This window comes from Mitsuaria sp. BK041, from assembly GCF_014193085.1.
Taxonomy (GTDB): Bacteria; Pseudomonadota; Gammaproteobacteria; order Burkholderiales; family Burkholderiaceae_C; genus Roseateles.
In genome coordinates this window covers 723382-745972 of record NZ_JACHYT010000001.1, presented here as the reverse complement: position 1 = coordinate 745972, position 22591 = coordinate 723382, and the positions used below count along the sequence as shown (strand labels likewise).

The 22591-nt window shown below is 72.3% G+C and carries 21 protein-coding genes; 1 reads left to right on the top strand and 20 read right to left on the bottom strand.

The genetic code is table 11. From position 1 onward, the window contains the following. Nucleotides 1–31: 31 nt before the first annotated feature. From gspN to FHT38_RS03140, 15 genes are all read right to left on the bottom strand, one after another. Entirely contained in the window at nucleotides 32–778 is a 747-nt protein-coding gene (gene gspN, locus FHT38_RS03210; RefSeq protein WP_183489836.1) for a type II secretion system protein N, read from the bottom strand. Then, a complete protein-coding gene (gene gspM, locus FHT38_RS03205; protein WP_183489833.1) occupies nucleotides 775–1278 on the bottom strand; it encodes a type II secretion system protein GspM in 504 nt (167 codons plus the stop codon). Before gspM ends, gspN begins: the two co-directional genes overlap by 4 nt. Next, complete coding sequence (gene gspL, locus FHT38_RS03200) at nucleotides 1275–2447, bottom strand: type II secretion system protein GspL (RefSeq protein WP_183489830.1); 1173 nt, start codon at nucleotides 2445–2447, stop codon at nucleotides 1275–1277. Before gspL ends, gspM begins: the two co-directional genes overlap by 4 nt. Then, complete coding sequence (gene gspK / locus FHT38_RS03195; protein ID WP_183495075.1) at nucleotides 2444–3322, bottom strand: type II secretion system minor pseudopilin GspK; 879 nt, start codon at nucleotides 3320–3322, stop codon at nucleotides 2444–2446. Before gspK ends, gspL begins: the two co-directional genes overlap by 4 nt. Next, on the bottom strand, nucleotides 3319–3864 hold the full coding sequence (locus FHT38_RS03190; RefSeq protein ID WP_183489824.1) for a type II secretion system protein GspJ: 546 nt from the start codon (nucleotides 3862–3864) through the stop codon (nucleotides 3319–3321). Before FHT38_RS03190 ends, gspK begins: the two co-directional genes overlap by 4 nt. Next, a complete protein-coding gene (gene gspI / locus FHT38_RS03185) occupies nucleotides 3861–4268 on the bottom strand; it encodes a type II secretion system minor pseudopilin GspI (protein ID WP_255488587.1) in 408 nt (135 codons plus the stop codon). Before gspI ends, FHT38_RS03190 begins: the two co-directional genes overlap by 4 nt. Continuing rightward, nucleotides 4258–4758 carry a prepilin-type N-terminal cleavage/methylation domain-containing protein gene (locus tag FHT38_RS03180; protein WP_183489818.1) on the bottom strand — a complete coding sequence of 167 codons (501 nt, stop codon included), beginning with the start codon at nucleotides 4756–4758 and terminating at the stop codon, nucleotides 4258–4260. The genes gspI and FHT38_RS03180 overlap by 11 nt, the downstream gene beginning before the upstream one ends. An 8-nt stretch (nucleotides 4759–4766) precedes the next feature. Beyond that, nucleotides 4767–5969, bottom strand: a complete 1203-nt coding sequence (gspF, locus tag FHT38_RS03175) for a type II secretion system inner membrane protein GspF (protein WP_183489814.1) — start codon at nucleotides 5967–5969, stop codon at nucleotides 4767–4769. Continuing rightward, complete coding sequence (gspE, locus tag FHT38_RS03170; protein WP_183489811.1) at nucleotides 5966–7444, bottom strand: type II secretion system ATPase GspE; 1479 nt, start codon at nucleotides 7442–7444, stop codon at nucleotides 5966–5968. Before gspE ends, gspF begins: the two co-directional genes overlap by 4 nt. Then, on the bottom strand, nucleotides 7441–9564 hold the full coding sequence (gene gspD / locus FHT38_RS03165) for a type II secretion system secretin GspD (RefSeq protein ID WP_183489807.1): 2124 nt from the start codon (nucleotides 9562–9564) through the stop codon (nucleotides 7441–7443). Before gspD ends, gspE begins: the two co-directional genes overlap by 4 nt. A gap of 8 nt (nucleotides 9565–9572) precedes the next feature. Beyond that, nucleotides 9573–10229, bottom strand: coding sequence for a type II secretion system protein N (locus tag FHT38_RS03160; protein ID WP_183489804.1), 657 nt, complete (start codon nucleotides 10227–10229; stop codon nucleotides 9573–9575). A gap of 63 nt (nucleotides 10230–10292) precedes the next feature. Continuing rightward, nucleotides 10293–10916, bottom strand: a complete 624-nt coding sequence (locus tag FHT38_RS03155; protein ID WP_183489802.1) for a hypothetical protein — start codon at nucleotides 10914–10916, stop codon at nucleotides 10293–10295. Nucleotides 10917–11016: 100 nt separating this feature from the next. Further along, complete coding sequence (locus tag FHT38_RS03150; protein ID WP_221213977.1) at nucleotides 11017–11610, bottom strand: hypothetical protein; 594 nt, start codon at nucleotides 11608–11610, stop codon at nucleotides 11017–11019. Between the two features lie 69 nt (nucleotides 11611–11679). Further along, nucleotides 11680–12117, bottom strand: a complete 438-nt coding sequence (gene gspG, locus FHT38_RS03145; protein ID WP_183492376.1) for a type II secretion system major pseudopilin GspG — start codon at nucleotides 12115–12117, stop codon at nucleotides 11680–11682. A 179-nt stretch (nucleotides 12118–12296) separates the two neighbouring features. After that, nucleotides 12297–14900: a GAF domain-containing protein gene (locus FHT38_RS03140; protein ID WP_183489798.1), complete on the bottom strand. Its 2604-nt coding sequence runs from the start codon at nucleotides 14898–14900 to the stop codon at nucleotides 12297–12299. 233 nt (nucleotides 14901–15133) lie between these two features. On the opposite strand from FHT38_RS03140, the gene FHT38_RS03135 reads away from it, so the two are divergent. Further along, nucleotides 15134–16816, top strand: a complete 1683-nt coding sequence (locus FHT38_RS03135) for a diguanylate cyclase (RefSeq protein WP_183489796.1) — start codon at nucleotides 15134–15136, stop codon at nucleotides 16814–16816. A 25-nt stretch (nucleotides 16817–16841) separates the two neighbouring features. Here FHT38_RS03135 and FHT38_RS25565 read toward each other — a convergent pair whose 3' ends face one another. From FHT38_RS25565 to FHT38_RS03110, 5 genes are all read right to left on the bottom strand, one after another. Continuing rightward, on the bottom strand, nucleotides 16842–18398 hold the full coding sequence (locus tag FHT38_RS25565) for a methyl-accepting chemotaxis protein (protein ID WP_183489795.1): 1557 nt from the start codon (nucleotides 18396–18398) through the stop codon (nucleotides 16842–16844). 89 nt (nucleotides 18399–18487) lie between these two features. Continuing rightward, the gene (gene hutF / locus FHT38_RS03125) at nucleotides 18488–19858 is read right to left on the bottom strand and encodes a formimidoylglutamate deiminase (protein WP_183489793.1); all 1371 of its coding nucleotides are present in this window, start codon (nucleotides 19856–19858) and stop codon (nucleotides 18488–18490) included. Beyond that, the gene (hutG, locus tag FHT38_RS03120) at nucleotides 19855–20715 is read right to left on the bottom strand and encodes an N-formylglutamate deformylase (protein ID WP_183489791.1); all 861 of its coding nucleotides are present in this window, start codon (nucleotides 20713–20715) and stop codon (nucleotides 19855–19857) included. Before hutG ends, hutF begins: the two co-directional genes overlap by 4 nt. Before the next feature lie 88 nt (nucleotides 20716–20803). Beyond that, on the bottom strand, nucleotides 20804–22036 hold the full coding sequence (gene hutI, locus FHT38_RS03115) for an imidazolonepropionase (RefSeq protein WP_221213730.1): 1233 nt from the start codon (nucleotides 22034–22036) through the stop codon (nucleotides 20804–20806). Beyond that, complete coding sequence (locus FHT38_RS03110; protein WP_175538170.1) at nucleotides 22033–22587, bottom strand: HutD family protein; 555 nt, start codon at nucleotides 22585–22587, stop codon at nucleotides 22033–22035. Before FHT38_RS03110 ends, hutI begins: the two co-directional genes overlap by 4 nt. Nucleotides 22588–22591: the final 4 nt, after the last annotated feature.

The following is a 22591-nucleotide window of genomic DNA, read 5'->3' as shown; positions in this document are numbered from 1 at the left end:
GCGCCGAGGACCGCCCTCGCGTGGATGCGCGTCAGCGCTCGATGGTGATCCGGTATTCGCCGGGACGGCCGGTGGCCTCGAACACCTTGCCGAGGAAGCCAGGGAACTGCGACAGCACCGCATCGTTGCCACGCGCCAGACCATTGAAGCGCAGCTGCCCCTGCTGCCATCGGCCCTTGCCCGTCAGCGCGATGGGCCCGTCGCCGCTGCCGAGCTCGAAGTCCACACCGCCCGCGTTGCCATCGAGGGCGAGCTGGTAGTCGCCCAGTGCGCCGTTCTCGATGCGCCTTGTCGCCGCGCCCGACCACGCGAGCTGCGCGTGCCCGGCGCAACGCCCCAGCCAGTCGCAGCGCCCGTCGGCGGCCGTCAGCGCCAGCTGCCCTTCCCACTGCCCGCGTCCCAGCGCGCCGGGCAGCAGGGCCAAGGTCTCGGCGGCTGGCAGGCGCCAGTCGGCCACGGTGGTGCCGATGCCGGTCACATCCAGACGAAGGCGGCCCAGCGGGCGGCCGTCGAAGGCCAGCGCGATCTCCAGCGCCCCGTCCCGCACGCCGGCGAGCCGCCAGCCCAGTTGACCCAGCGGCAGCGCGCCATGCCCCGCCGCGGCATCGGCCAGGATCACGCCCTCACCGTTCCAGGCGCTGCCGCGCACATCGGCGATGCGCACCCGTCCCTCACTGGCCTGGCGCACCCCCAGGTCCAGCAGCGCCGCCGGCGCCTGGCACACGGTCGCCACCAGCGCGCCGCACAGCACCGCCAGTGCGATCACGATCCGCTTCATGGCGTGCCCTCACGCGGCACCAGGTCGACGTCGAGCTTGACCAGGCCGGGCGCCTCGCCCGCCTCGATCAGCGCATGCCGCACCACCAGGCCCTGCTCCAGCTGGGCGGCGGCCAGCCACGCGGTCGCGCGCTCGAACGGCAACTGTCCGCTCAGGCGCACGCCGCGTCCGTCGGCCTGTGGCTGCAGCAGCGTTGCCGGCAGGCCCTGCCGCTGCAGCAGATTGGCGGCCGCGCCTTGCAGCGCGCCGCCGCTCAGGCGCGGCCGCGGCGGCTGCGCCTTCAGCCGCAGCAGCTCCTCGCTGCGCGTCTGCATGCGCCACAGCACGCGCTGCTCCTGGTCGCGCGTCCGCTCGGCGCGCTCGTGCGCCGCGGCCATCGCGCCCAGCCCCCAGTACACGCAGGCCGCACCGCACAAGGCGGCCCCCGCCGCCAGCAGCGCGCGTTCCCGCGGCAAGCGGGCCAGCCACCAGCCGCGCGCCTGCATCCGCCAATTGCTCATGGCTCTCCTCCAAATCGAAGCGCGGTGGAGACCTGGCCCTCCGCCAGCGGCCGGCTCACGCTCTCGTAGCCCGAGGCCGCCAGACGCGCCTCGGCCCGCGCGGCCTCCTCTTCATTGCCCTGCCAGTCCACGCTGAGCCGGTCCTCGGCGAACTCGACCTTGCGCCAGGGCCGGGTCGGCAGCGTGCGCGCCAAGGCCGACAACATCGGCAGGAACTCGTCCGCGCCCGGCTCGCCGACGCGCGCCCGCGCCGCGGCCCAGACCGCGCGCAGGTCCTGCCCGGGCCGCCGCGACGCCGGCGCGTCCGTCACGCCGCGGAGCACGGCCAGTTGCTGCTCACGCAACTGGCCGATGCGCCAGCTCGCCGTCGCCCAGCCGGCCGCGTCGAGCCCCAGTTGCCCCAGCAGCGCGAACGCGAGCAGCCCCGCCGCCAGACGCACGCGCGGCGTCGACGTCCAGTCGCGCCGCGGCGCCAGCTCGCCCGTCAGCAGGTTCACGCCGGGCGTGGCGCAATGCAGCCGCCAGTCGTCGGGCGGCGCCGGCCGCACCGGCAGCGCGAGCGCCTCGCCCCAGGCCGCGGCCAGTTCGGGCGTGGCCCCGGACACCCACAGCATCGCGGGCGGCGGCCCTTCCGCCAGCGCCAGGCGCAGCAGCAGCGGCGGCTGGCCGCCCTCCGCCTCGTCGAGCGCCAGGGCGCGCCGGCCGTCGTGCAGCCAGGCGCCGTGCGGCGCGCGATGCACCCGCCAGCCGTCCTCGGGCGGCGGCAGCTTGTCGGCCTCGCATTCGACGCGCGCCAGCGGCCGCTTCAGTTCGCCGAAGCAGGCGATCAGCGTCTTCAGGCGCTCCGTCTGCACGACCGCGCACCGCGTGGCGCCGCCCTCCTGCCGCAGCGGCACCACCGTCTGCTGCTCCAGCGGCGCCGCAAGCTGCTCCTCGATCGCCATGGCCAGCGGTCCGGCGTCGTTCCAGCGCACGCCGGGCGGGAGCGCGGCCAGCGCGTGGCGGACCTGATCCATCGACAGGATGGCCACGTGGCGGTCCGCCGGCGGCCAGTCGCCGGGCGCGCCCGTCCCGTCATGGACAGTCCGGCCGTCCACCAGCCGCCAGGCGCAGACCGTGCCCTGCCGCGGCCAGTCCGCATCGAGATAGACGAAGAGTGTGGCGCTCATGGGGTCCTCATCCAGACAATCGACGGCCACGCGCCCGCCTGGCGCTGCAGCAGCGCCGACAAGGCGGCGCGGCCGCGGCCGAATTTCGCGAAGGTGTCGACACGGAAATAGCGGCTGCGCACCGCCAGCGCGTCCGGTTTCACCCGGCCTTGCGCCGCCTCCGGCAGCCGGGCGATGAAGCCGCCGACGTTGATGAACGGCTCGACGGCGCGACGGGCGATCACGGCGCGCGCATCGCCCGGCGTCAGCCCGGGCACCATCGCGGCAAGCACCTCGGCAGACGCGGTGTTGACGTTCACCGTGGTGCCGGTCTCCGGCAGCACCGTGACGAAGGCGCGCAACCGCTCGAGGACCGGCGCCGAGTAGCCCGGCACGCCATCCAGGCTGCCCGTGCCGGAGAGGATCAGCCGCGGCGTCGCCGACGGCGACAGCCGCGCCCGCAAGGCCGCCGCCAGCGCGGGCGGCAGGCCCAGCGCTTCGAGCAGCCGCCCATAGGCTTGCCACGCCGCGTCGTCGTCCGCGCCGGCGCGCGGAAGCGAGGCGAGATTGAAGCGGGCCTGCTCGTCGAACATCTGCCCGCCGACCTCGCCGCCGGCCACGGGGATCTGCGGCACCCGCGTCGCCCAGGGCTCGCCGAGATAGTCCACCGACACCTGGTTGCGGTCGCGCTCCCACAGCACCGAGCGCCCCCAGTCCAAGCCGCCCAGCGCCAGACGCTGCGCCTGGCGCGCGTCGTGCAGGACCTCGACCTGCGTCAGCCACAGGTCGACGCGCCACAGCACCGCGCTGGCCAGGATCGCGCACAGGGCCGTGACCAGCAGGGCTAGCAGCAGGGCCACGCCGCGATCGGGCCGGAGTCGCCGGGCGCTGCTCATGGCAAGGCGAAGGTCCGTTGCAGCTGCGTGCCCTCGCGCAGCGTCAGGGCGACGATGACGGCCAGCGGGCGGCTGTCCTTCACGCCTTCGGCGGGCCAGCCGGCATGATGGCCGCCAGCGCTGTCCAGCAACCGGATGCGCAGACCGGCGACGCCGTCGAGCAGCACCGCCGGCTCCGGCGTCCCGCCCTCGATCGCGGCGGTGGCTCGCCGCAGCCGGCCGTCCTGCAGGTCGTAGTCCAGGCGCAGCAGCCGGCCGCCCTGGCCCCAGCGCACCCAGCGCAGACGCTCGCCGGTGCCGCGCCAGGCCGTCGCGTCGGCGTCGCCGGGCAGGCCCTGCGCCGCGAAGGCCACGTCCTCCGACAGCCGGCCGAAGGCGAAGGCGATGTCGCGCCAGCGCTGCTGCTCCGCGGCCACCTGGTCGCGCGCGCGCAGCATCTGCGACAGGCCGCGCTCGGCCATCAGGCCGACCAGCGCCATCAGCACCATCGCGATCATGACCTCGATCAGGCTGAGGCCCGAGGCGGCGCGGCGCGGGCTCATGAAGGTGCTCCCGGGCGCGGGCCGTCCGGGCGGCCCTGGTTCATCAGGTAGCCGCTGACCAGGGCCACGTCGTGCCCAGGCGCGGCGGCCAGCTGCACATGCACGTCGACGCGGCGCGCCAGCGGGCTGGGCGTGGCGCTCACCTCCTCGACGACGACGAAGTCCAGCCCGCCCTGGCGCACCGGCTCCGCGGGCTGCCGGCCGGTGTCGATCCAGTCGGCGCGCGCCCGATGCCATTCGAGCCGGTCCTGCGCGACCCATTCGGCGCACAGCCGGGTCCGCAGCGCCGCGGCGTTGTCGACGGTCACGCCGGTGGCGCGCACCGCCGCCATCAGCGCGATGCTCAGCACCAGCAGCGCCACCAGCACCTCGATCAGGGTCATGCCGCGCGCGTCAGGGTGCATGGCCGTCGAGCGTGTACTGCGTCACCGCGCCCGAGGGCGTGGACTGCAACTGCACCTGCCGGCCGCCGGCCCGCAGGCGGAGCCGGAACAGCGGCGGCGCGCTGCCCGCGAAGGACAGCCGCGGCTGACCGCGCTGCGCCTGGTTGTCCTGCCAAGCGGCCTCGATCCGCACCGCGTCGGGCAGCGCCCGCGCGCGCAGCGGGCCGTCGGCCTCGGTCAGCGACCACACGCCCTCGTCGCCGCGGCGCTCGAAATGGTAGGCATCGCCGCTGGAGACGAAGACCAGCTGCTGGCCGCCCAGCATGCTTTCGAAGACGGCCTGCTCCAGCGCCAGCCGCAGCGTCTCGACCGCGTCGTCGCGCCGCGCCTGGCCGACCCAGCCCAGCGACGGCGCGGCCGCCATCGCGGCGATGCCCAGGATCACCAGCACCAGCAGGATCTCCAGCAGCGTGAAGCCGGCGGCGCGGCGCGAAGGGGAAAGCATTCGCATCGGCCGCCTCAATGCAGCAACTGGTTGATGTCGAACACCGGCTGCAGGATGGCCAGCACGATCGCCAGCACCATGCAGCCCATCAGCAGGATCATCGCGGGCTCCAGCAGCCGGGTCAGCACCGCCACGTCGTGCGCCAGCGTCATCTGCTCCAGGCGCGCCGCCTGAGCCAGCATCTCGGGCAGCTGGCCGCTCTGCTCGCCGCTGGCGATCAGCTGCACCAGCAGCGGCGGGAAGCCCTTGTCGCGCTTGAGCGAGCGGCTCAGCGCCTTGCCCGCGCTGACCTCGCGCAGCGCGTGGTCCACGATGTCCTTCAGCGGCAGACGCTGGACCAGCGCCTTGCCCGCCTCCAGCGCGACCAGCAACGGCACGCCGCTGCGCACCAGGATGGCCAGCGTGCTGGCGAAGCGCGCGGTGTCGGCCGAGCACAGCAGCTTGCCGATCACCGGCAGCGCCAGCAGGCGCACCTCGACGCGGCGCCGGAAGGCGTCGCCGCGCCAGGCCCGGCGCCACCAGGCGACGGCGAGCGCGAGCAGCGCCAGCAGCGGCAGCCCCGCGACCTTGACGCCATGGCTGAGCCCGATCAGCGCGCGCGTCATCAGCGGCAAGGCCTGGCGCTGATGCTCGAACACGCCCACCACCTGCGGCACGACGTAGACGAGCAGGGCCGCCACGACCGCGATGGCCACGGTGATCATCATGGCCGGATAGATCAGCGCCTCCATCGTCTTGCGCCGCAGCGCGTCGCTGTCGGCCAGGTAGTCGGCCAGGCGGGACAGCACCTCAGCGAGTTCGCCCGCCGCCTCGCCGGCCCGCACCAGCGCCACGTAGAGCGGCGGGAAGCTGCGCGGATGCTGCGCCAGCGCCGCCGCCAGCGTGCGCCCGGCGCGGACCTCGGCGCGCACCTCCGACAGGACGTCGCGCTGCGCCGGCGTCTCCGCCTGGTTGGCCAGCGCCACCAGCGCCGCGTCGACGTTCAGGCCCGCCTTGAGCAGCGAGGACCACTGCTGCGTGAGCAGGTACAGCGCCCGCGCGTTGAGCCGGCCGCGATGGCGGCGGGCCGCGCCCGCGCCGCTGACCTCCTCCACCGCCAGCGGCAGCAGGCCGCGCTCGCGCAGCAGGCCGCGCAGATGGCGCGCGGAATCGGCCTCCTGCAGCCCGGTGCTGACGATGCCGGCCGCGTCCGCGGCGCGATAGCGGAAGGTGCTCATCGATCGCCCGTCACGCGCAGCAGTTCATCGCGCGAGGTCATGCCCTCGCGCACCCAGCGCCAGCCGTCCTCGCGCAGCAGCCGCAAGCCGCCGCGCTCGCGCGCCGCGTCGCGGATGCGATGCTCGCCGGCCCCTTCGTGGACCAGCCGGCGCAGCGGGTCGTCGACCTCGAGCCACTCGAAGATGCCAAGACGGCCGCGATAGCCGCTGTGGCCGCAGCGCTCGCAGCCAGTGGCGCGCCACGCGGGCCCGTCCGCCGGCTCGCCGCCATCCGCGCGCGGCGGCAGCGGATCGGGCTCGCGGCAGTCGGGGCACAGGCAGCGCACCAGCCGCTGCGCCAGCACGCCGGTCAGGCTCGACGCCAGCAGGAAGGGCTCCACGCCCATGTCGACCAGGCGCGTGATCGCGCTGACCGAATCGTTGGTGTGGATGGTGGCCAGCACCAGGTGGCCGGTCAGGCTGGCCTGGATCGCGATCTGCGCGGTCTCCAGGTCCCGGATCTCGCCGATCATGACCACGTCCGGGTCCTGCCGCAGCAGGGCACGCAGCGCGCGCGCGAAGCTCATGTCGATGCGCGGATTGACCTGCACCTGGCCGATGCCCGCCAGGTCGTACTCGACCGGATCCTCGACCGTCATGATGTTGCGCTCGCGCGCGTTCAGGCGCGTCAGGGCGCCATACAGCGTGGTGGTCTTGCCCGAGCCGGTCGGCCCCGTGACCAGCACGATGCCGTGCGGCGCCCGAAGCGCGCGATCCATGGCCGCCAGCGTGTCGGCCGCCATGCCCAGCGCGCCCAGGTCCAGCCGCGAGGGATCCTTGTCGAGCAGCCGCATCACGACGCGCTCGCCATGGCCGGTGGGCACGGTGGAGACGCGGATGTCGACGGCGCGGCCCGCCAGCCGGATGGCGATGCGGCCGTCCTGCGGCAGGCGCTTCTCGGCGATGTCGAGCTGGGCCAGGATCTTGATGCGCGAGGCCATCGCGGCATGCAGCGCGCGCGGCGGCGACAGCACCTCGCGCAGCTCGCCGTCGCGGCGCAGGCGCACGACGGTGCGGGCCTCCTCGGGCTCGATGTGGATGTCGGAGGCGCCTTCGCGCACGGCCTCGGTCAGCAGCGCGTTGATGAGGCGGATGACGGGCGCGTCGCCCTGGCTGTCGAGCAGGTCCTCGATCGGCGGCAGGTCGCTGAGCAACTGGTCGAGGTCCACGTCCTGGCCGGCGCCGTCGACGATCGACGCGGCGCTGTCGCCGCCGTCGGCATAGAGGCGGGTCAGCGCCTGGTCGAAGCGCTCGGCGTCGACCAGCTCCACCGGTAGCCGCGCGCCGGCGATGCGGCGCGCCTCGGCCGCGGCGTCGGCGCGCGCGCCGCGGCGCACCCACAGCACGGCCGCGTCCGCGCCCCCCCCGTGCACCAGCACGCCCTGCCCCCGGGCGAAGGCGTAGGGCAGGCGCGGCAAGGCGGCGTCGGCGCTCATGGGGCGGGGCTCCCGCCCGCCGGCGGCGCGGCTGGCGTGGGCTGAGGCGTGAGCATCGGCAGCACGGGCGCGGCGGCATCACCGTTCATGCGTCGCTGCGCGCCGGCGATGTAGTCGTAGCGCTCGGAGGAGAGCTGCTGGTCGGCCTCGGCGGAGCGCAGCGTGCGCGGCCGCAGGAACACCAGCAGGTTGGTCTTGCTGCGTTGCCGCGTGGTGTAGCGGAACAGGTTGCCCACCAGCGGCAGGTCGCCGATCACCGGCACCTTGCTGACGCCGTCGGACGAGGTGTCCTGGATCAGGCCGCCCAGCACCAGCAGGCCGCCGTCCTCGACCTGCACGGCGGTCTCGATGGTGCGGGTGTTGATGGTCGGGCCGGAGGGATTGGTCAGCGTGCCCGGCACCACCGTCGAGGCCTCCTGCATGATCTTCATCCGCACCGTGCCGCCTTCGGCCACCTGCGGCAGGATGCGCAGCCCCAGGCCGACCTTGCGGCGGTCGAAGGTCTGGAACGGCGTGGCCGAGCCGCTGGTCTGCGAGTAGCTGCCGGTGATGACGGGGATGTCCTGGCCGATCTGGATCTGCGCCTCCTGGTTGTCCAGGGTCATCAGCGTGGGCGTGGACAGGATGTTGGCGTTGTTGTTGCTCTCGAGGAAGCTGGCCAGCGCGAGCAGGTTGTTGATCACCGTGCCGTTGGGCAGCGTGATGGTGCCGCGGCTGATGCCGACGTTGAGCCCGTTGCCCATCGTCAGCGGGTTCTGGGCGACGCCCGCGATGTTGGACGCCGGCGCGTTGAAGTTGGCGCTGCCGATCACGTGCGTGCCCGTGACGCCCGCCGCCGCGCCGCCCAGCGACTGCCACTGGATGCCGAACTGCGCGGCGGTGTCGCTGTTGACCTCGGCGATCAGGGCCTCGACATAGATCTGCGTGCGCCGCAGGTCGAGCTTGGCCACCACCTTCTTCAGGCGCTGGCTGATGATGGGCGGGGCGCTGATGATCAGCGCGTTGTTGGCGGCGTCGGCCTGGATGTAGCTGCCCTGCGCGAGGCCGGAGGCCGGCTGCGACGCCGCGAAGATGGCACCGCCCGCCGCGCCTGCGTTGCCGGCCGGCGTCGCGCCGCCGCTCGCGGACCGGCTGCTTCCCGTCAGCGCGCCGCCCCCCTGGACGCCGCCGCCCGAGCCCGCCGTGAACCCTCCGCCGCCAGGCGCAACGGCGGCGCCGGCCGCGGCGCCGCCGTTGCCGGGCGCGCCGCCATCGGCCGAGAGCAAGGCGCGCAGCGTCTGCGCCACCTCGACGGCCACCGCGTTGCGCAGATAGATGACCTCGATGTTGCCGCCGGCCTCCGGCTGGTCCAGTTGCTGGATCAGTTGCCGCGCGCGCTGCAGTTTTCCCGGGCTGTTGCCCTTCAGCAGCAGGCTGTTGCTGCGCGGCTCGGCCAACACGGTGAAGCGCTCGCCGCCAATGCCGGCCCCGGCGCCCGCGGCGGCCCCGCCTGCTCCTTCAGCCACCAGGCTCTGCAGAAGCCCGGCCAGCTCGGAGGCCGAGGCGTAACGCAGTGGCACGATCTGCGGCTCGTCGACGCTGGGAACGTCGATCGCCTGCAGCACCTTGCCGATGCGGCGCAGGTTGTCGGAGAAGTCGGTCACCACCAGCGTGTTGTTGCCGGGGTAGCCGACCGCGGTCGCGTTGGCGTTCAGCAGCGGCTTGATGGCCAGGCTCAGCGCCACCGCCGACTCGTGGCGCAGGTTGAAGACCTGCGTGGCGAGGCTGTCGCCGGCGGGTGGTTTTCCGACCAGCGGCGCGCCCTGACTCCGCGCTTCGGCCTCCGGCACGATGCGCACCGTCCTGCCGTCGTCGATCGCGGCGATGCCCTGCAGTCGCAAGGCGGCTACCAGCGTCGGGTACACCAGCTCGCGCGGCAGGGGCTCCGCAGACACGACGCTGATGTTGCCCCGCACACGCGGATCGATCACGAACTGCTTGCCGGTGAGCTGCGAGGCCAGCCGCAATACGCTGCTCACTTCCACGTTGGCGAAGTTCAGGGCAACCGGCTCCTCGGCGGCCCACAAGGGAGCGTTGACGCACAGCAAGGTGGCGGCCAACAGCCACGGATGTAGTTTCATGGGGACGCTCAACGAGACGGAGAAACCGCGGGAAGGGCGAGGCGGGCGGGGACTGTCCGGTCGGGGACGGCGCCGGGAAGACGGCCGTCTTCGGCCGGAGCGCCTCGGGCGGATGGGCTGTCGCGCCCCGGCTCGGACCGGTCGGCGCCCTCGCCCGGCGGACGGAGAACACCCCAGAACGGCAGGAAGTCCTGCAGATCGATGCGTTGCGTGCCGCCAGGGCCATCGACCTCGATGCCGCCGGGAAGGATGCGGGCCACCCGCCGGCCGGGCGAGAGCCACTCGCCTTGCCGGACGATCCTGACCTCGCCGCCGGCCCGGTCCAGCATGGCCGTGCCGCCGCCGCTGCCGGTCGCCAGGGTTGCCAGCAGATGCCAGCGGCCGGCCGACGGATCCTCGGCATCGGCCTCGGACGCCGCGGCGCCACCGCGGGGGGCGGCGATGCCAAAAGGGTGAGGCCCGTTGATCTGCGCCACGTGCTGCTGCGCGACGCGGTCCGGCGCCAGCGGCGCGACGGCCTGCGGCAGGTCCGCCAGGCGCCATCCCAGACTCGCCACGGTCCAGAGCAGGCCAAGGCCCGCCGCGCCGCATGCCAGCGTGGTCAGCACATCGCCGGCGGCAACGCCCGTCGCCGCGCGATGGAACGGAAGGAGGGTCGGCTTCATCCGGTGTACTGCTGGAGAAAGTCCCGCCCAGGAATGGGGCGGGACGGGCTCATCGATGGACGATCAGAGATTGCGGCGGTCGTTCACGACTTGGATCATGTGGTAGCCCCAGTCCTTCTCGTTGCCGGACCAGCTGCCGAAGTTCCTCCAGGACCAGTCATAGACGTAGCAGCCCCACTTCTTGCCCGGAACCGGCGTCCCGTTCGCGAACTCCTGCAGGAAGTGGGCGCCGTTGAAGTGACCGGTGCGCCAGCGGCGAACGGCGACGATCACCGGCTGTGCCCACTTGCCAGGCGCGAAGGTGGTCCGCTCGTCGAAGGACTCCGTCTGGGATTGCGTCCAGGTTTTGGACCGCTGGTACTGGCCTTCGATCTCGATCCCGATGGCCTTGATCGGGAAACCAAACCCACCGCCGACGCTCCAGCCGACGGTGTGGGAATAGGACGTGGTTTTCGATCCGGTCCAACCGAACGTGCATTCCTTGGAGTTCGGCGAGCAATATTGGACGCGATTATCCTGCTTGCCGCGCCAGACCCAGTCGTCCCAGGTCTTCGACGCCTGCTTGTCGTTGATGACCTTGGTACCACCGTCAGGCAGGGCTTCACCGCGGTAATTGCAGGTTTCCCAATCGGCCCAGCTGGAGGCCGCCATGCCCATCAGCAGGGCGGCCGCGATGATTTTCTTCATGTTTTGCACAAGAATATCCTTCATTGTTGAGGGAGGGTTGACGTTCTCGGGCGCCTGTGACTCGACCGAAGAACACAGGATCGGCGGCCGCCCTGACCGGTCAGGGCGTGAAGAAGAAATTGCTCGCCGAATTGGATTGGGCCTCGGGCGCGGGAATCACGCCTCGGGCAACTTGTCCGGCGACATCCGCCTTGCTGTAGATTGGAATGAGCAAATAGCCGCCGCCTTTGTCCTCGGGGCCCTTGCGGATCAAGACTGCGGCAATATCGTCGATCGATGCGCCAATTGCGGCATACGTCAATTCGGCGGCCTTTTTGCGGGATTCCGGCGTGCCATCGCTGTCGATCAATATCCGCTCGTCCTTTTCCAACTGAGCCTGGATCTGCTTGCTGGCCTCGTCCACGCCGAGCGAGGCGGGCGTGTCGTAGACGGTGTAACTGACCTCCGGTTCACGCAGTTCGCCGCCATGCTTCCTCAGCTCGGACATCACCTCTCCGCGGCCGCTGCTACCCGGCGCCATCACGAACGCGCTCATGGGATCGCGGGTCCGCGTGGAAGCGGCCTTTTCCGTCGGCGGGTCGGCGGCGGGTTCGCTCTGCGCCGCAGTGATCGCGGGCGCGCCCCCGCTTTTGCCGCTGCATCCGGCCAGCGTGATCGCCACGCAGATCGACAACAGGATCAAGTGATGCCGCATGAGATATCTCTGCAATCAAGGAGGAAAGAGGGGGAAATCGGTCGCGGAACTCTTCCGCAATCCGCTGGCTCACTGCATCCAGGAACCGATGACCGTGGTATTCCCTTCACCGGCGCTGCCCAGACTGATCACGTCGAAATCGCCGTGCAGGCCAGGCGAGGAATACTTGTAGGGATTCCCCCAGGGATCATTGGGGAGGCGCTCCAGATATCCACCATCGCGCCAGTTGACCGGAATTGGTGCGGCCGTCGGCTTCTGCACCAGCGCGGTGAGCCCCTGCCCCGTGCTGGGGTAACGCTGGTTATCCAGCTTGTACATCTTGAGCGCCTGCGAAAGGGTCGCGATGTCCTGTTTCGCCGCCAGTATTCGCGCCTGTTCCGGCCGGTCCAGGATCTTTGGCGCGATCAACGCCGCGAGCACGCCCAGGATCACCAGCACGACCATGATCTCGATCAGGGTAAATCCCCTGGAAAATCTGCGGATTCCAGTCATGAAGCGACTTCCCATCTTGATGCCGTCATAATTCATTCACACTCGGTGTTGATTTCCGGTGAAGGAATGAATCGAATATTGGCGGAGGGACATCCGCCCGTCTTGATGGACTCAGGACGGTTTTGCGACGGAGATTTAACCGAGGTGTCACCGAAGCCGGACGAAACATCCGCTTCGGGTTTCCGCCAAGGGGTTTACCCTTGCGGCAGCGGTGCCGGGACGGTGATTGAGCCGGTTTCGCCGAGCGCGCGGCGCAATTGCCCCTCGCGCTCGATCAATTCGGCGTGCGTCAGCGCCAGCGCATCCCGCGCTGATTCGAGCTGCCGATAGACCGCCGCGTTGCCCAGCGCCACCGCGCTGTAGGCGCTCAAGGTGCGCAGAATCAGGTGCTCGCGCTCGCCGTAGGCATCGGCGCGCGGCGACTGGACGGTCAGCACGCCCAGCAGCCGGTCGCCAATGCTCAAGGGCGCGAACAGCGCGCTGCGCGTGGGCTGCGTGCCCGGGACGACGCGACCGGCGTCATCGGGCCATCGCACGTGAATCTCGCGGCGCTCGCGGGCGCAGCGCGCAGCGTTCGCGCAAGCGTCATCCAGCGCCACGCGATAGTCGGGCAACGGGCCGCCCGCCTCCGTGCCAAATGCCAGCTCCAGCGCCCGGCCGTCCGCGTCCAGCAGGAACACCGCCAGCGACGAGGCGTCGAGCAGACCGTGCACATGGCGCGCGAGCGCGTCGAAGATCGCCGGCGCGTCGAGGTGGCGCGTGATCTCCTGGCCGATGGTGCCCAGGCGCGCGAGGATGGCATTGGTCTGCGTCAGCGCCTCGGCCCGCTCCGCGTGGGCGGCGGCGAGCGCCCGGTGGTGCTCGCTGTCGGCCTGCGCCTGCTCGGTGTCGTGGCGGATCTTCATCGCGATGGCGCGGCCATCGGCCTCGGCCGACTGGGCCTGCGCCCGGGCCGCGCGGCCGCGGACCTCGTGGGCATAGGCGTTGACGTAATCGCCCAGCCGGGCGTACTCCGCGGCCAGCGCCTCCAGCAGCGCCGGCGGCGGTGTGCCCGGGTTGTCCGTGCCCTGCTTCTCCAGGGCCAGCAGCAGGTAGTGCAGCACGACGCTGGCTTCCGGCACCGGGTCGTGCGGCAACGCCGGATGGTCGCGCCAGAGACCGGCCAGCGCCTCGAACACGAGGAACCGGCAGTAGTCGTTGTCGCTCGCCTCGGCCAGCCGCAGCGCCTGCAAGGCCGACTCGCGGGCCCGCGGCGCCTGGCCCAGGCCGGACAGCGCCTTGGCCTCGCCGATCAGCGCGTCGATCTCGAAGGGGATCAGGCCGCGCCGCCGGGCCTGTGCCGCCGTCTGCTCGAAGGCCGGCAGCGCGGTCGCGTGCTGCCCGAGCGCCAGTTGCAGGTCGCCGCGGTAGCGCAGCGTCATCAACGACACCCGGTGCCCCGGGAACCCGACCAGCAACCCGCTCGCCTCATCGAGCAGCGGGATCGCGTCGGCCGGCCGTCCCATCAGCGTGCCGATGACGGCGGCGGACTGCGCCAGGCAGGCCGCCAGCGTCAGCGGCCAGCCGGCGGCGCGGGCCTCCGTCAGGGCGGCGCTCAGGTGCTGCAGCGCCGACTCGTTGTCGAAGAGATTGGCGAAGAGCGCGCCGAGGTTCCCGGTCTCCCTCACGACGTCGCGGCGCTGCCCCACCGCCGCGTACAACTGGCGCGCGGCCATCGCATGCCGCAACCGATGCCCGCGGTCGCCGCTGGCGAAGGCCCAGTTCGCCTGGACGTAATGACAGACGGCCCGCACGCCGGGGCCGCAGGCGGCCCGCCAGCCGTCGATCGCCGCCGACCACCGGGCGAAGGCTTCGCCCGGACGCCGCAGCGCCTGCGCGAGCGCGAGCTGCAATTGCAGCAATGCGTGGCGTTCCTTGTCGTTCTGGACGCCGGGACGCGCCAGCGCCGCCCGCACGCAGGCCTCAAGGTCCTCGCCGTCCTCGCGGTCGGCGGCGATGGCGGCGCGCAGCAGCGCGGCGTCGCAGGCGCCGGCGACATCCCCGCAGGCGTCGAAGGCCAAGGCCGCCTGCTCGGCCAGGTCGCTCGCCGCATGCAACTGGCCGGCCAGCCAGCGGGCTTCGCCGCGCACCAGCATCAGCCGGGCGTCGGCCCGCGCGGCGGCCCGGTCGAGCGGACCGCCGAGCAGCAGCAGGCTCGCCTCCTCGGCCAGGACCAGCGCCTGCGGCGTGTCGCGCTGGCGCAGATGCCAGGCCAGCGCGATCAGGGTGTCGAGCCGCGCCGGGCCGAGCGCGGCGGGCAGCGCGGCCCTCCAGGCGGCGACTTCATCGTCCAGCGCGAAGACGTCGAGCGCCTCCGCGTCACGGGATCGGACGGTCGCGGCCGTGCGCGTACCGGCGGGCGGCGGTCCGGGCATGACGGCCGGCGCGGCAGGCGGCAGGTTCACTCCGGCCGGGACCCGCGGCTTGCGCGATGCCTCGACCGCCTCCACCTCGCCGATGAACTGGTATCCGACGCCATGCACGGTCCGGACCAGGAAAGGGGCGTCCGCCATGTCGCCGATGGCCCGCCGGGCCTTGCTCGCCGCACGGCCCAGGACGCTGTCGGTGAGGATCTCGCCGCCCCAGACCTGGGCGATCAGCTCGTCCTTGCGCACCACGCGACCGCGGCGCTCGATCAGGCAGATCAGGAAGTCCAGGACGCGCGGCTCGACCTGCTGCCGGCAGCGGCGCAACCACAGCTCCCGCGTGGCGACGTTGAGGCGGCAGTCGGCGAAGTGGTACTCGAAGGACTTCGGCATGGCATCGTCCAGCGCCCGTGCATGGCAGGCGATTGACTCCCTGAGCCCGCAAGGGTATCGGGCGACGCCAACCGTGGCGGGCCGATGAAGGGACGCGGCGCTGCTTTCGAGACTTTTGGCACGCCCGCCACGGACCCCGTGTGGCACTGGGGCCAGCCGCGATTGACGCGCGATGTCCGCCGGCCAATGCTGTGCGTTCGAGGTCGCACCGCATCGCCGAAGGAGGAGTCGCCTTGTTCCAGCGCGAACTGGCCCGAGCCCTGCACCTGAGCCGCCGCGGCGCCTACCGCGACGCGACCGATGCGCTGGAACTGGCGCTGGTGGCGGCCGATTCGGTGCGGGAGCGCGCACGGGCGCTGATCCTGATCGCCCACAACCTCCCCCGCCAGGGCGACCTGCCCGCGGCGCTGCGGCGCGCCAGCGAGGCGGTGGCGCTGGTGCGGCTGATCGACGGCCCCGACCAGGACGAATGGACCGCGCAGGCGCTGACCGAGCTCTGCTACGTCTACGCGCAGTTCCAGATGGGGCGGGACGCGATGCAGGCCGGCTGGCAAGGCCTGGCCGCGGCGCGGCGCGCGCAGGATCCGGCGCGCGAAGCCTGGGCGCTGAACCGGCTGGCGGTGGCCTTCGCGGTGACGGATCAGGTCGAGCAGGCCTGCCAGCACACGCTGCAGGCGCTGGAGATCGCCCAGCAGCAGGCCGCCGGCGAGCGCGAACTGCTGCTGTCCTGCCTCAACAACCTGGCGCATTTCTGGCTGCAGGCGCACGCGGAGGCGATCCGCGACGAGGACCGGCGCTCGGCCGCCGAGGCGCTGGCCCAGGCCGAGCCCTACGCCGTGCGCGCCGCCGACCTGGTGCGGGAGGAAGGCAATCCCTTCCTGGTCGTGGTGTCGCTGTCCAACCTGGTCGAGCTGCAGCTGGGCACCGGCGCGATCGACGACGCGCTGCTCATCGCCGACGAATACGAGCGGCTGGCGCAGCGGCACGGCTACGCCGGCATGGTGTTGCAGGCGCGCGCGCAGCGGGCGCTGTTGCAGCTCAAGCGCGACGACGGCGCCGGCGCGACCGACGCGCTGCCGGCGCTGGCGACGCTGCAGGACCTGGTCGGCCAACAGGCGCCGCAGTCATTGCCCACGCGCCTGCGGCGGCAGCTCGCGCTGGCGATCTATCGGGCCTGCAAGCTGCGCGGCGATGCCGCGCGAGCGCTGGCGGCGCACGAACTGCTGTCGTCGCTGGAACGCCAGACGGCCCGCAGCGCGATGGCGCTGCAGACCGAGGCGATGCTGATCCGGCAGGAATTCGAGCAGGCCCAGGCGCGGGCCGAGCATGCGATGCAGGACGCGCGTCGCGAGCGCGAGCGGGCCGAGCTGGCCGAGCAGGAGCAGCAGCGCCTGCGACGCGAGGCCGCGGAGCTCGGCCGCATGGCCCATGAAGATGCGCTGACCGGCCTCAACAACCGGCGTCATGCCGAGTTCGCGCTGCCGCTGCTGCTCGAGCGGGCGCGGCAGGAGCACAAGCCGATCGCGCTGGGACTGCTGGACATCGACCACTTCAAGCAGGTCAACGATGCCTTCGGGCACGGCGTCGGCGACCAGGCGCTGCAGAAGGTGGCGCAGGTGCTGCGGCGGCAGCTGCGCAGCGCCGACCTGCTGGCGCGGGTCGGTGGCGAGGAGTTCATGCTGGTCTTCGTCGGCGTCCCGGCCGAGCGCGGCCAGGAGATCTGCGAGCGCCTGCGCGGCGCGATCGCCAACCATGCGTGGGGCGAGCTCGCGCCGGACCTGCGCGTCACGGTGTCCATCGGCCTGGCGGCCGGGGAGCCGCCCGCGAAGGCCGCAATGCTGGTGGAGACCGCCGACCAGGCGCTGTACGCGGCCAAGCACGCCGGCCGCAACCGCGTGCAGGTGATGGGAGTCTGAACCGGCGGGCCGCCGCGGGGCCGTGTCAGCCCAGCTTGAAGACGGCCACCGACTGCGACAGCGCATCCGCCTGATGCTGCAGGCTCTGCGCCGCGGCGGCGGATTCTTCGACCAGCGCGGCGTTCTGCTGCGTCATCTGGTCCAGCTGCGCGATGGCCGAGCCGATCTGGTTGATGCCGCCGCTCTGCTCGGCGGTCGCATGGCTGATCTCCGCCACGATGCGCGACACGCGGGTGATCGAGTCGGAGATCTCGTTGATCGTCTCGCCCGCGCGCTCGACCAGCGCCGCGCCGCTGGCGACGCTCTCGCCGCTGGCGGTGATCAGCTGCTTGATCTCCTTGGCGGCCTCGGCGCTGCGCTGCGCCAGCGAGCGCACCTCGCTCGCCACCACCGCGAAGCCGCGGCCCTGCTCGCCCGCGCGCGCGGCTTCCACCGCGGCGTTCAAGGCCAGGATGTTGGTCTGGAAGGCGATGCCGTCGATGGTGCCGATGATGTCGCCGATGCGCGCCGACGAGGCGCTGATCCGGCCCATCGTCGCCACCACCTCGCCGACCACGCTGACGCCGCGGTCGGCCGCGCCGGCGGCCTCCTCGGCCAGTTGGTTGGCCTGCCGGGCCGAGTCGGCGTTGTGCTGCACGCTGGCCGTCAGCTCTTCCATCGCCGACGCGGTCTCCTGCAGGTTGGAGGCCGCCTGCTCGGTGCGATGGCTGAGGTCATGCGCGCCGGCCGCGACCTCGCGCGACGCCGTCGCGATGCTGTCCGTGGCGCTGCGCACTCCGCTCACCACGTGGCGGATCGAGTGCTGCATGCCCTGCACGCCGCGCATCATCGCGGCGGTCTCGTCGGTGCCGTGCACGTCCACGCGCTCGCTCAGGTCCTGGCGGGCGATGCGCTCGGTGGCGCTGACCGCCTGCGCCAGCGGCATCAGGATGGACGCGATGTTGAAGAAGGTGAAGGTGCCGATGACCACCACGCCCAGCAGCATCACGCCGCCCAGCGCCATGCGCACGCGGGTCTCCTCGCCGTCGATGCGCTGCACCTCCTGGTTGCCGCGCGCCATGATGGCCTGCGTCATCTCGCCGAGCTGCTTGTCCATCTCCCGGACCGGCCCCTTGATCGGCTCCGTCTGCCGGTTGGCCTCGGCCGAGTCGACGAACTCCTGCTTCAGGATGCGCGCCACGATGCCGTCCAGGCCGTTCCGGTAGTTGCCCAGCGAGGCCTTCATCGCCGGCGGCATCGCCTTGATCTCGGGCAGGATGTCCAGCCCGCCGATCACGTCCAGGCTGCGCAGGACGCCCTCGAAGGTCTTGCGCCACTCCTCGTGATAACGCTTCACCGCGGCGTCGTCGCCGATGTTGATCAGCATGTCCTTCTCGTAGCGGCGCAGGTTGCCGACACCGGCACGCACTTCCGAGAGCTGCACCAGCGACTCGACGTCCTGCCGCACGTAATGCTGGAAGTCCTGCTTGGTGCGGGCCATCGCCCAGAGCCCGTCGCCGCCGATCAGCAGCATCGCGAGGACCGACAGGAGTCCCAGCGCCATGAGGCGCGTCCGGATGGTGAAGTTGCGCAGGGTCCGCATGGCTGCTCCCGACGAAGTTGCCGAACGGAAACAGCCTAGCAGCCGGCGTGCCGGCCCGGAACCCTGTGGAAACGGGGGGCTCGCCCGCGTCAGCGCCAGAGCGCGGCCATCGTCGCCACGAAGCGCTCGCGGCGGCCGGCGTCGTCGATCGAGCGCGGCTGGCCGGCGACATAGACCTCGCGCCAGGCGGCGCCCTGGCTGGCGAAGACCAGGCCGTCCAGCAGCGCGGCGTCCGGCAGGCCCGCCAGCCCGCTGGCCGTCGTGTCCAGCACCAGGAAGTCGGCCCGCGCGCCGGCCTGCAAGCCCCAGGACGGCAGCCCGGCCGCCCGCGCGCTGCCCGCGACGCAGGCATCGAACAGCCGCGCCGCCGTCGAGGGCTGGTGCCCCGGCCGCGCCGCCACGTTGCGCCGCTGCAGGCCCAGGCGCTGGCCGTACTCCAGCCAGCGCAGTTCCTCGACCCAGCCGCGCGTGACCTGACTGTCCGAGCCCACCGTCAGCGGCACGCCGGCCGTCAGCCAGCCCGGCAGGTCGGCCAGCCCGTCGCCGAGGTTGCCTTCGGTGCCCGGGCAGATCACCACGCCCGCGCCGCTGGCGGCGATGCGCGCGATCTCCTCGCGCGTGCTGTGGGTGGCGTGCACCAGCTGCCAGCGCGGATCCAGGCCGTAGTCGGCCAGCAAGTCGATCGGCCGCTGGCCGGTCGCCGCGAGGCAGTCATTGACCTCCTGCATCTGCTCGGCGACGTGCACGTGGATGGGAATGTCCGCGTCCCCGACCAGCGCCTGCAGCGTGCGCACGTCGGCCTCATGGGCCGCGCGCAGCGAGTGCACCGCCACGCCAGCCCGCACCAGCGGCAACCCGGCGGCGTTGATGCGGCGGCAAGCCTGCCAGACCCAGTCCGCATCGGTGCGGAAACGCCGCTGCGTCTCGCGCAGCCCGCGCTGGGCGAAACCGGCGTGCGCGTACAACACCGGCAGCAGCGTCAGCCCGATGCCCACCTCCTGCGCGGCCTCGGCCAGCGCCAGGGCCATCGCGTGTTCGTCCTCGTAGGGCGTGCCGTCCTCGCGGTGATGCAGGTAGTGGAACTCGCAGACCTGCGTGTAGCCGCCGGCCAGCAGCTCGGTGTAGAGCTGCGCGGCGATGTCCTTCAGCTGCGCCGGCGTCACGCGCAGCGCCACGCCGTACATGCGGTCGCGCCAGGACCAGAAATCGTCGCTGTCGCTGTCGCGCTGCTCGGCCAGGCCGGCGAAGGCGCGCTGGAACGCGTGGCTGTGGGCATCGACCAGCGTCGGCAGCACCGGCCCGCCCAGGCGCAGCGCATCGGCCGGCGCCGGCGCGCCGGCACTCAGCGCGGTCCAGTGCCCGTCGGCGCCCACGCGCATCAGCACCTCAGCCTGCCAGCGCCCGTCCAGCCAGGCCAGCGGCGCGTGGAAGGCCGTCGGCGTCACGGGAGCGGCGCTCATGCGGCGCTCCGCGGCGGGTGGGTCGATGGGTTGGCCGACGGGTTGGCCGACGGGTTGGCCATCAGGTAGGCCTGCAGCAGCATCGTCAGCACCGGCCGCACCCGCTCGACACAGCCCGCGTCGAGCTCGTAGCCGGTGAAGCCCATGTCGTTCTCGACCATGTAGCAGCGGTAGCACATCTCCAGCTGCACCGCCTGCTGGCCCAGCTCGGGCCGGCCGTACTGGCGCGTGATGTAGCCGCCCTTGAAGCGGCCGTCGACGACCCAGCTGAAGTCGTCCTGCGCCTGCAGCACGATCTCGATCGCCTGGCGCGTCACCTGCTTGCAGGACTTGCCCTCGACGGTGCCGATGTTGAGGTCGGGCAGGCGGCCCTCGAAGAGCCAGGGCAGTTCCGAGCGGATGCTGTGGGCCTCGAACAGCAGCGCGAAGCCGTGCTCCTGCCGCAGCCGCTGCAGCTCGCCCTGCAGCGCCTGGTGGTAGGGCGCCCAGTACTGCTCGATGCGGCGCTGCTTCTCGGCCGCGTCCGGCGCCAGGCCGTCCTGGTAGAGCGGCTCGCCGGTGAAGAAGCGCGTCGGGCAGAGCTCGGTATTGGAGGCGCCGGGGTACATCGGCGTGTCCTCGGGCGGGCGGTTCAGGTCGATCAGGTAGCGCGAGAAGCGCGGCACCAGCATCCCGGCGCCGAGCTGCTCGGCGATCGGCGCGTACAGCGGCTCCAGGTGCCAGTCGGTGTCCTCGCTGCCCAGCGCGCGCGGGACATAACGGTGATGCTGGTCGGCCGGGATCTCGCGGCCCACGTGCGGCATGCTGATCAGCAGCGGGGTGCGGCCGCGCCGCAGTTCAAAGACGTCGTGCTTCATCGCTCGTTCCTCTTGTCTCCGCGCGACGGCAACAGGCCGTCGCGCCGCGGCCGCGATCACGTCGTCGCGCGATCGTCCGCCGCTTGTCTCACGCTCGCGCCTGGCCGCCCGCCACCACCTGCCGCAGCGGGTTGCGTCCGAACCAGTAGGCCAGCTCGCGCGGATGCGCGGCCTCCCAGACGCAGAAATCGGCGCGCAGGCCGGCGACCAGCCGCCCGCGGTCGGGCAAGCCGAGCGCCCGCGCCGCGTTCACCGTCAGGCCGCGCAGCGCCTCCTCCGGCGTCATGCGGAAGAAGGTGCAGGCCATGTTCAGCATCAGCAGCAGCGACAGGCCCGGCGAGCTGCCGGGGTTGTGGTCGGTCGCCAGCGCGATCGGCACGCCGGCGTCGCGCAGCGCCTGGACCGGCGGCAGCCTGGTCTCGCGCAGGAAGTAGAACGCGCCGGGCAGCAGCACCGCGACGGTGCCGGCCCGCGCCATCGCGGCGATGCCGTTCTCGCTCAGCCATTCGAGGTGGTCGCAGGACAGCGCGCCGAACTCGGCCGCCAGCGCGGCGCCGCCCTGGTCGCTGAGCTGTTCCGCATGCAGCTTGACCGGCAGCCCGAGCGCGCGCGCGGCCTCGAAGACGCGGCGGGTCTGCGCCGGCGTGAAGGCGATGCGCTCGCAGAACACGTCGACCGCGTCGACCAGGCCCTCGCGCTGGAGTTGCGGCAGCCAGGCGCAGACGGCGTCGACGTACTCGTCCTGGCGGCCTTCGAATTCCGGCGGCAGCGCATGCGCGCCCAGGCAGGTGGTGCGCACCGTCAGGCCGAGCCCGGCGAGCTGGCGCGCCACCCGCAGGCACTTCGCCTCGTCCGCCAGCGACAGGCCGTAGCCGGACTTCACCTCCAGCGTGGTCAGCCCCTCGGCCATCAGCGCGCGGGCGCGCGCCGCCGCCAGCGTCCACAGCGCCTGCTCGTCGGCGGCGCGCGTCGCGGCGACGGTGGAGCGGATGCCACCGCCGGCGCGGGCGATCTCCTCATAGGTCGCGCCCTGCAGGCGCAGCTCGAATTCCGCCGATCGCTCGCCGCCGTAGACCAGGTGCGTGTGGCAGTCGATCAGCCCGGGCGTCACCAGCGCGCCGCCCAGGTCGTGCGTGTCGGCGACGCCGTCGCGCAGGTCGGCCGGCAGCTCGGCCGCGGGGCCGGCCCAGCGCAGTTGTTCGTCCTCGACCAGCAGCGCGCCGTCGTGCACCAGTCCCCAGTCGCGCTCGCCAGCGAAGGTCGCCAGTGTCGCGTGGGTCCACAGGGCGCGGCGTGGCGCGGCGGTCGAGGTCATCGTCATGTGTCGCTCCAGACCAGCCACCAGGCCGGTCCATGTTGATCGCCGTCGTCGAAGACGCAGCTGTGCGCGGCCGGCGATTCACACCAGGCCAGCGTGTGGGGCGCCAGCGGCACCGAGCGGTGACCGTGGATCAGCAAGCCGCCTTCCTGCGTGAACAGGCCCAGCCAGCGCGCGCCGTGCGGGATCAGCGGCCGGTCGGCCGGCTGCAGCCGGAACACGCCGGCATCGCGCCGGTGCATCACGTTGAAGTCCTGCGTCGGGCCGTCGATCAGCGTGCAGTCGGGCGCGTCCTCGCCGGGAAACCGGACCATGCCCTCGTTGGGCTTGAGCGCACGGCCACGCATGATCACGCCTTCCCCCGACAGCACGCCGAACCAGCGGTCCACGCCAGGGTAGGCCGAGAACGGCCCGTCGCGGTCGATGTCCGCGACGCTGATGCGCACCTTCCAGTCCGCGACGTGCGGCCACGCGAGCAGCTCGCGGGTCCGGCCTCCCCCATTGCGCCACGGGGTCGGGGCAACCTCGTCGGCGGTGATCCTCATCCAGCTCATGTCA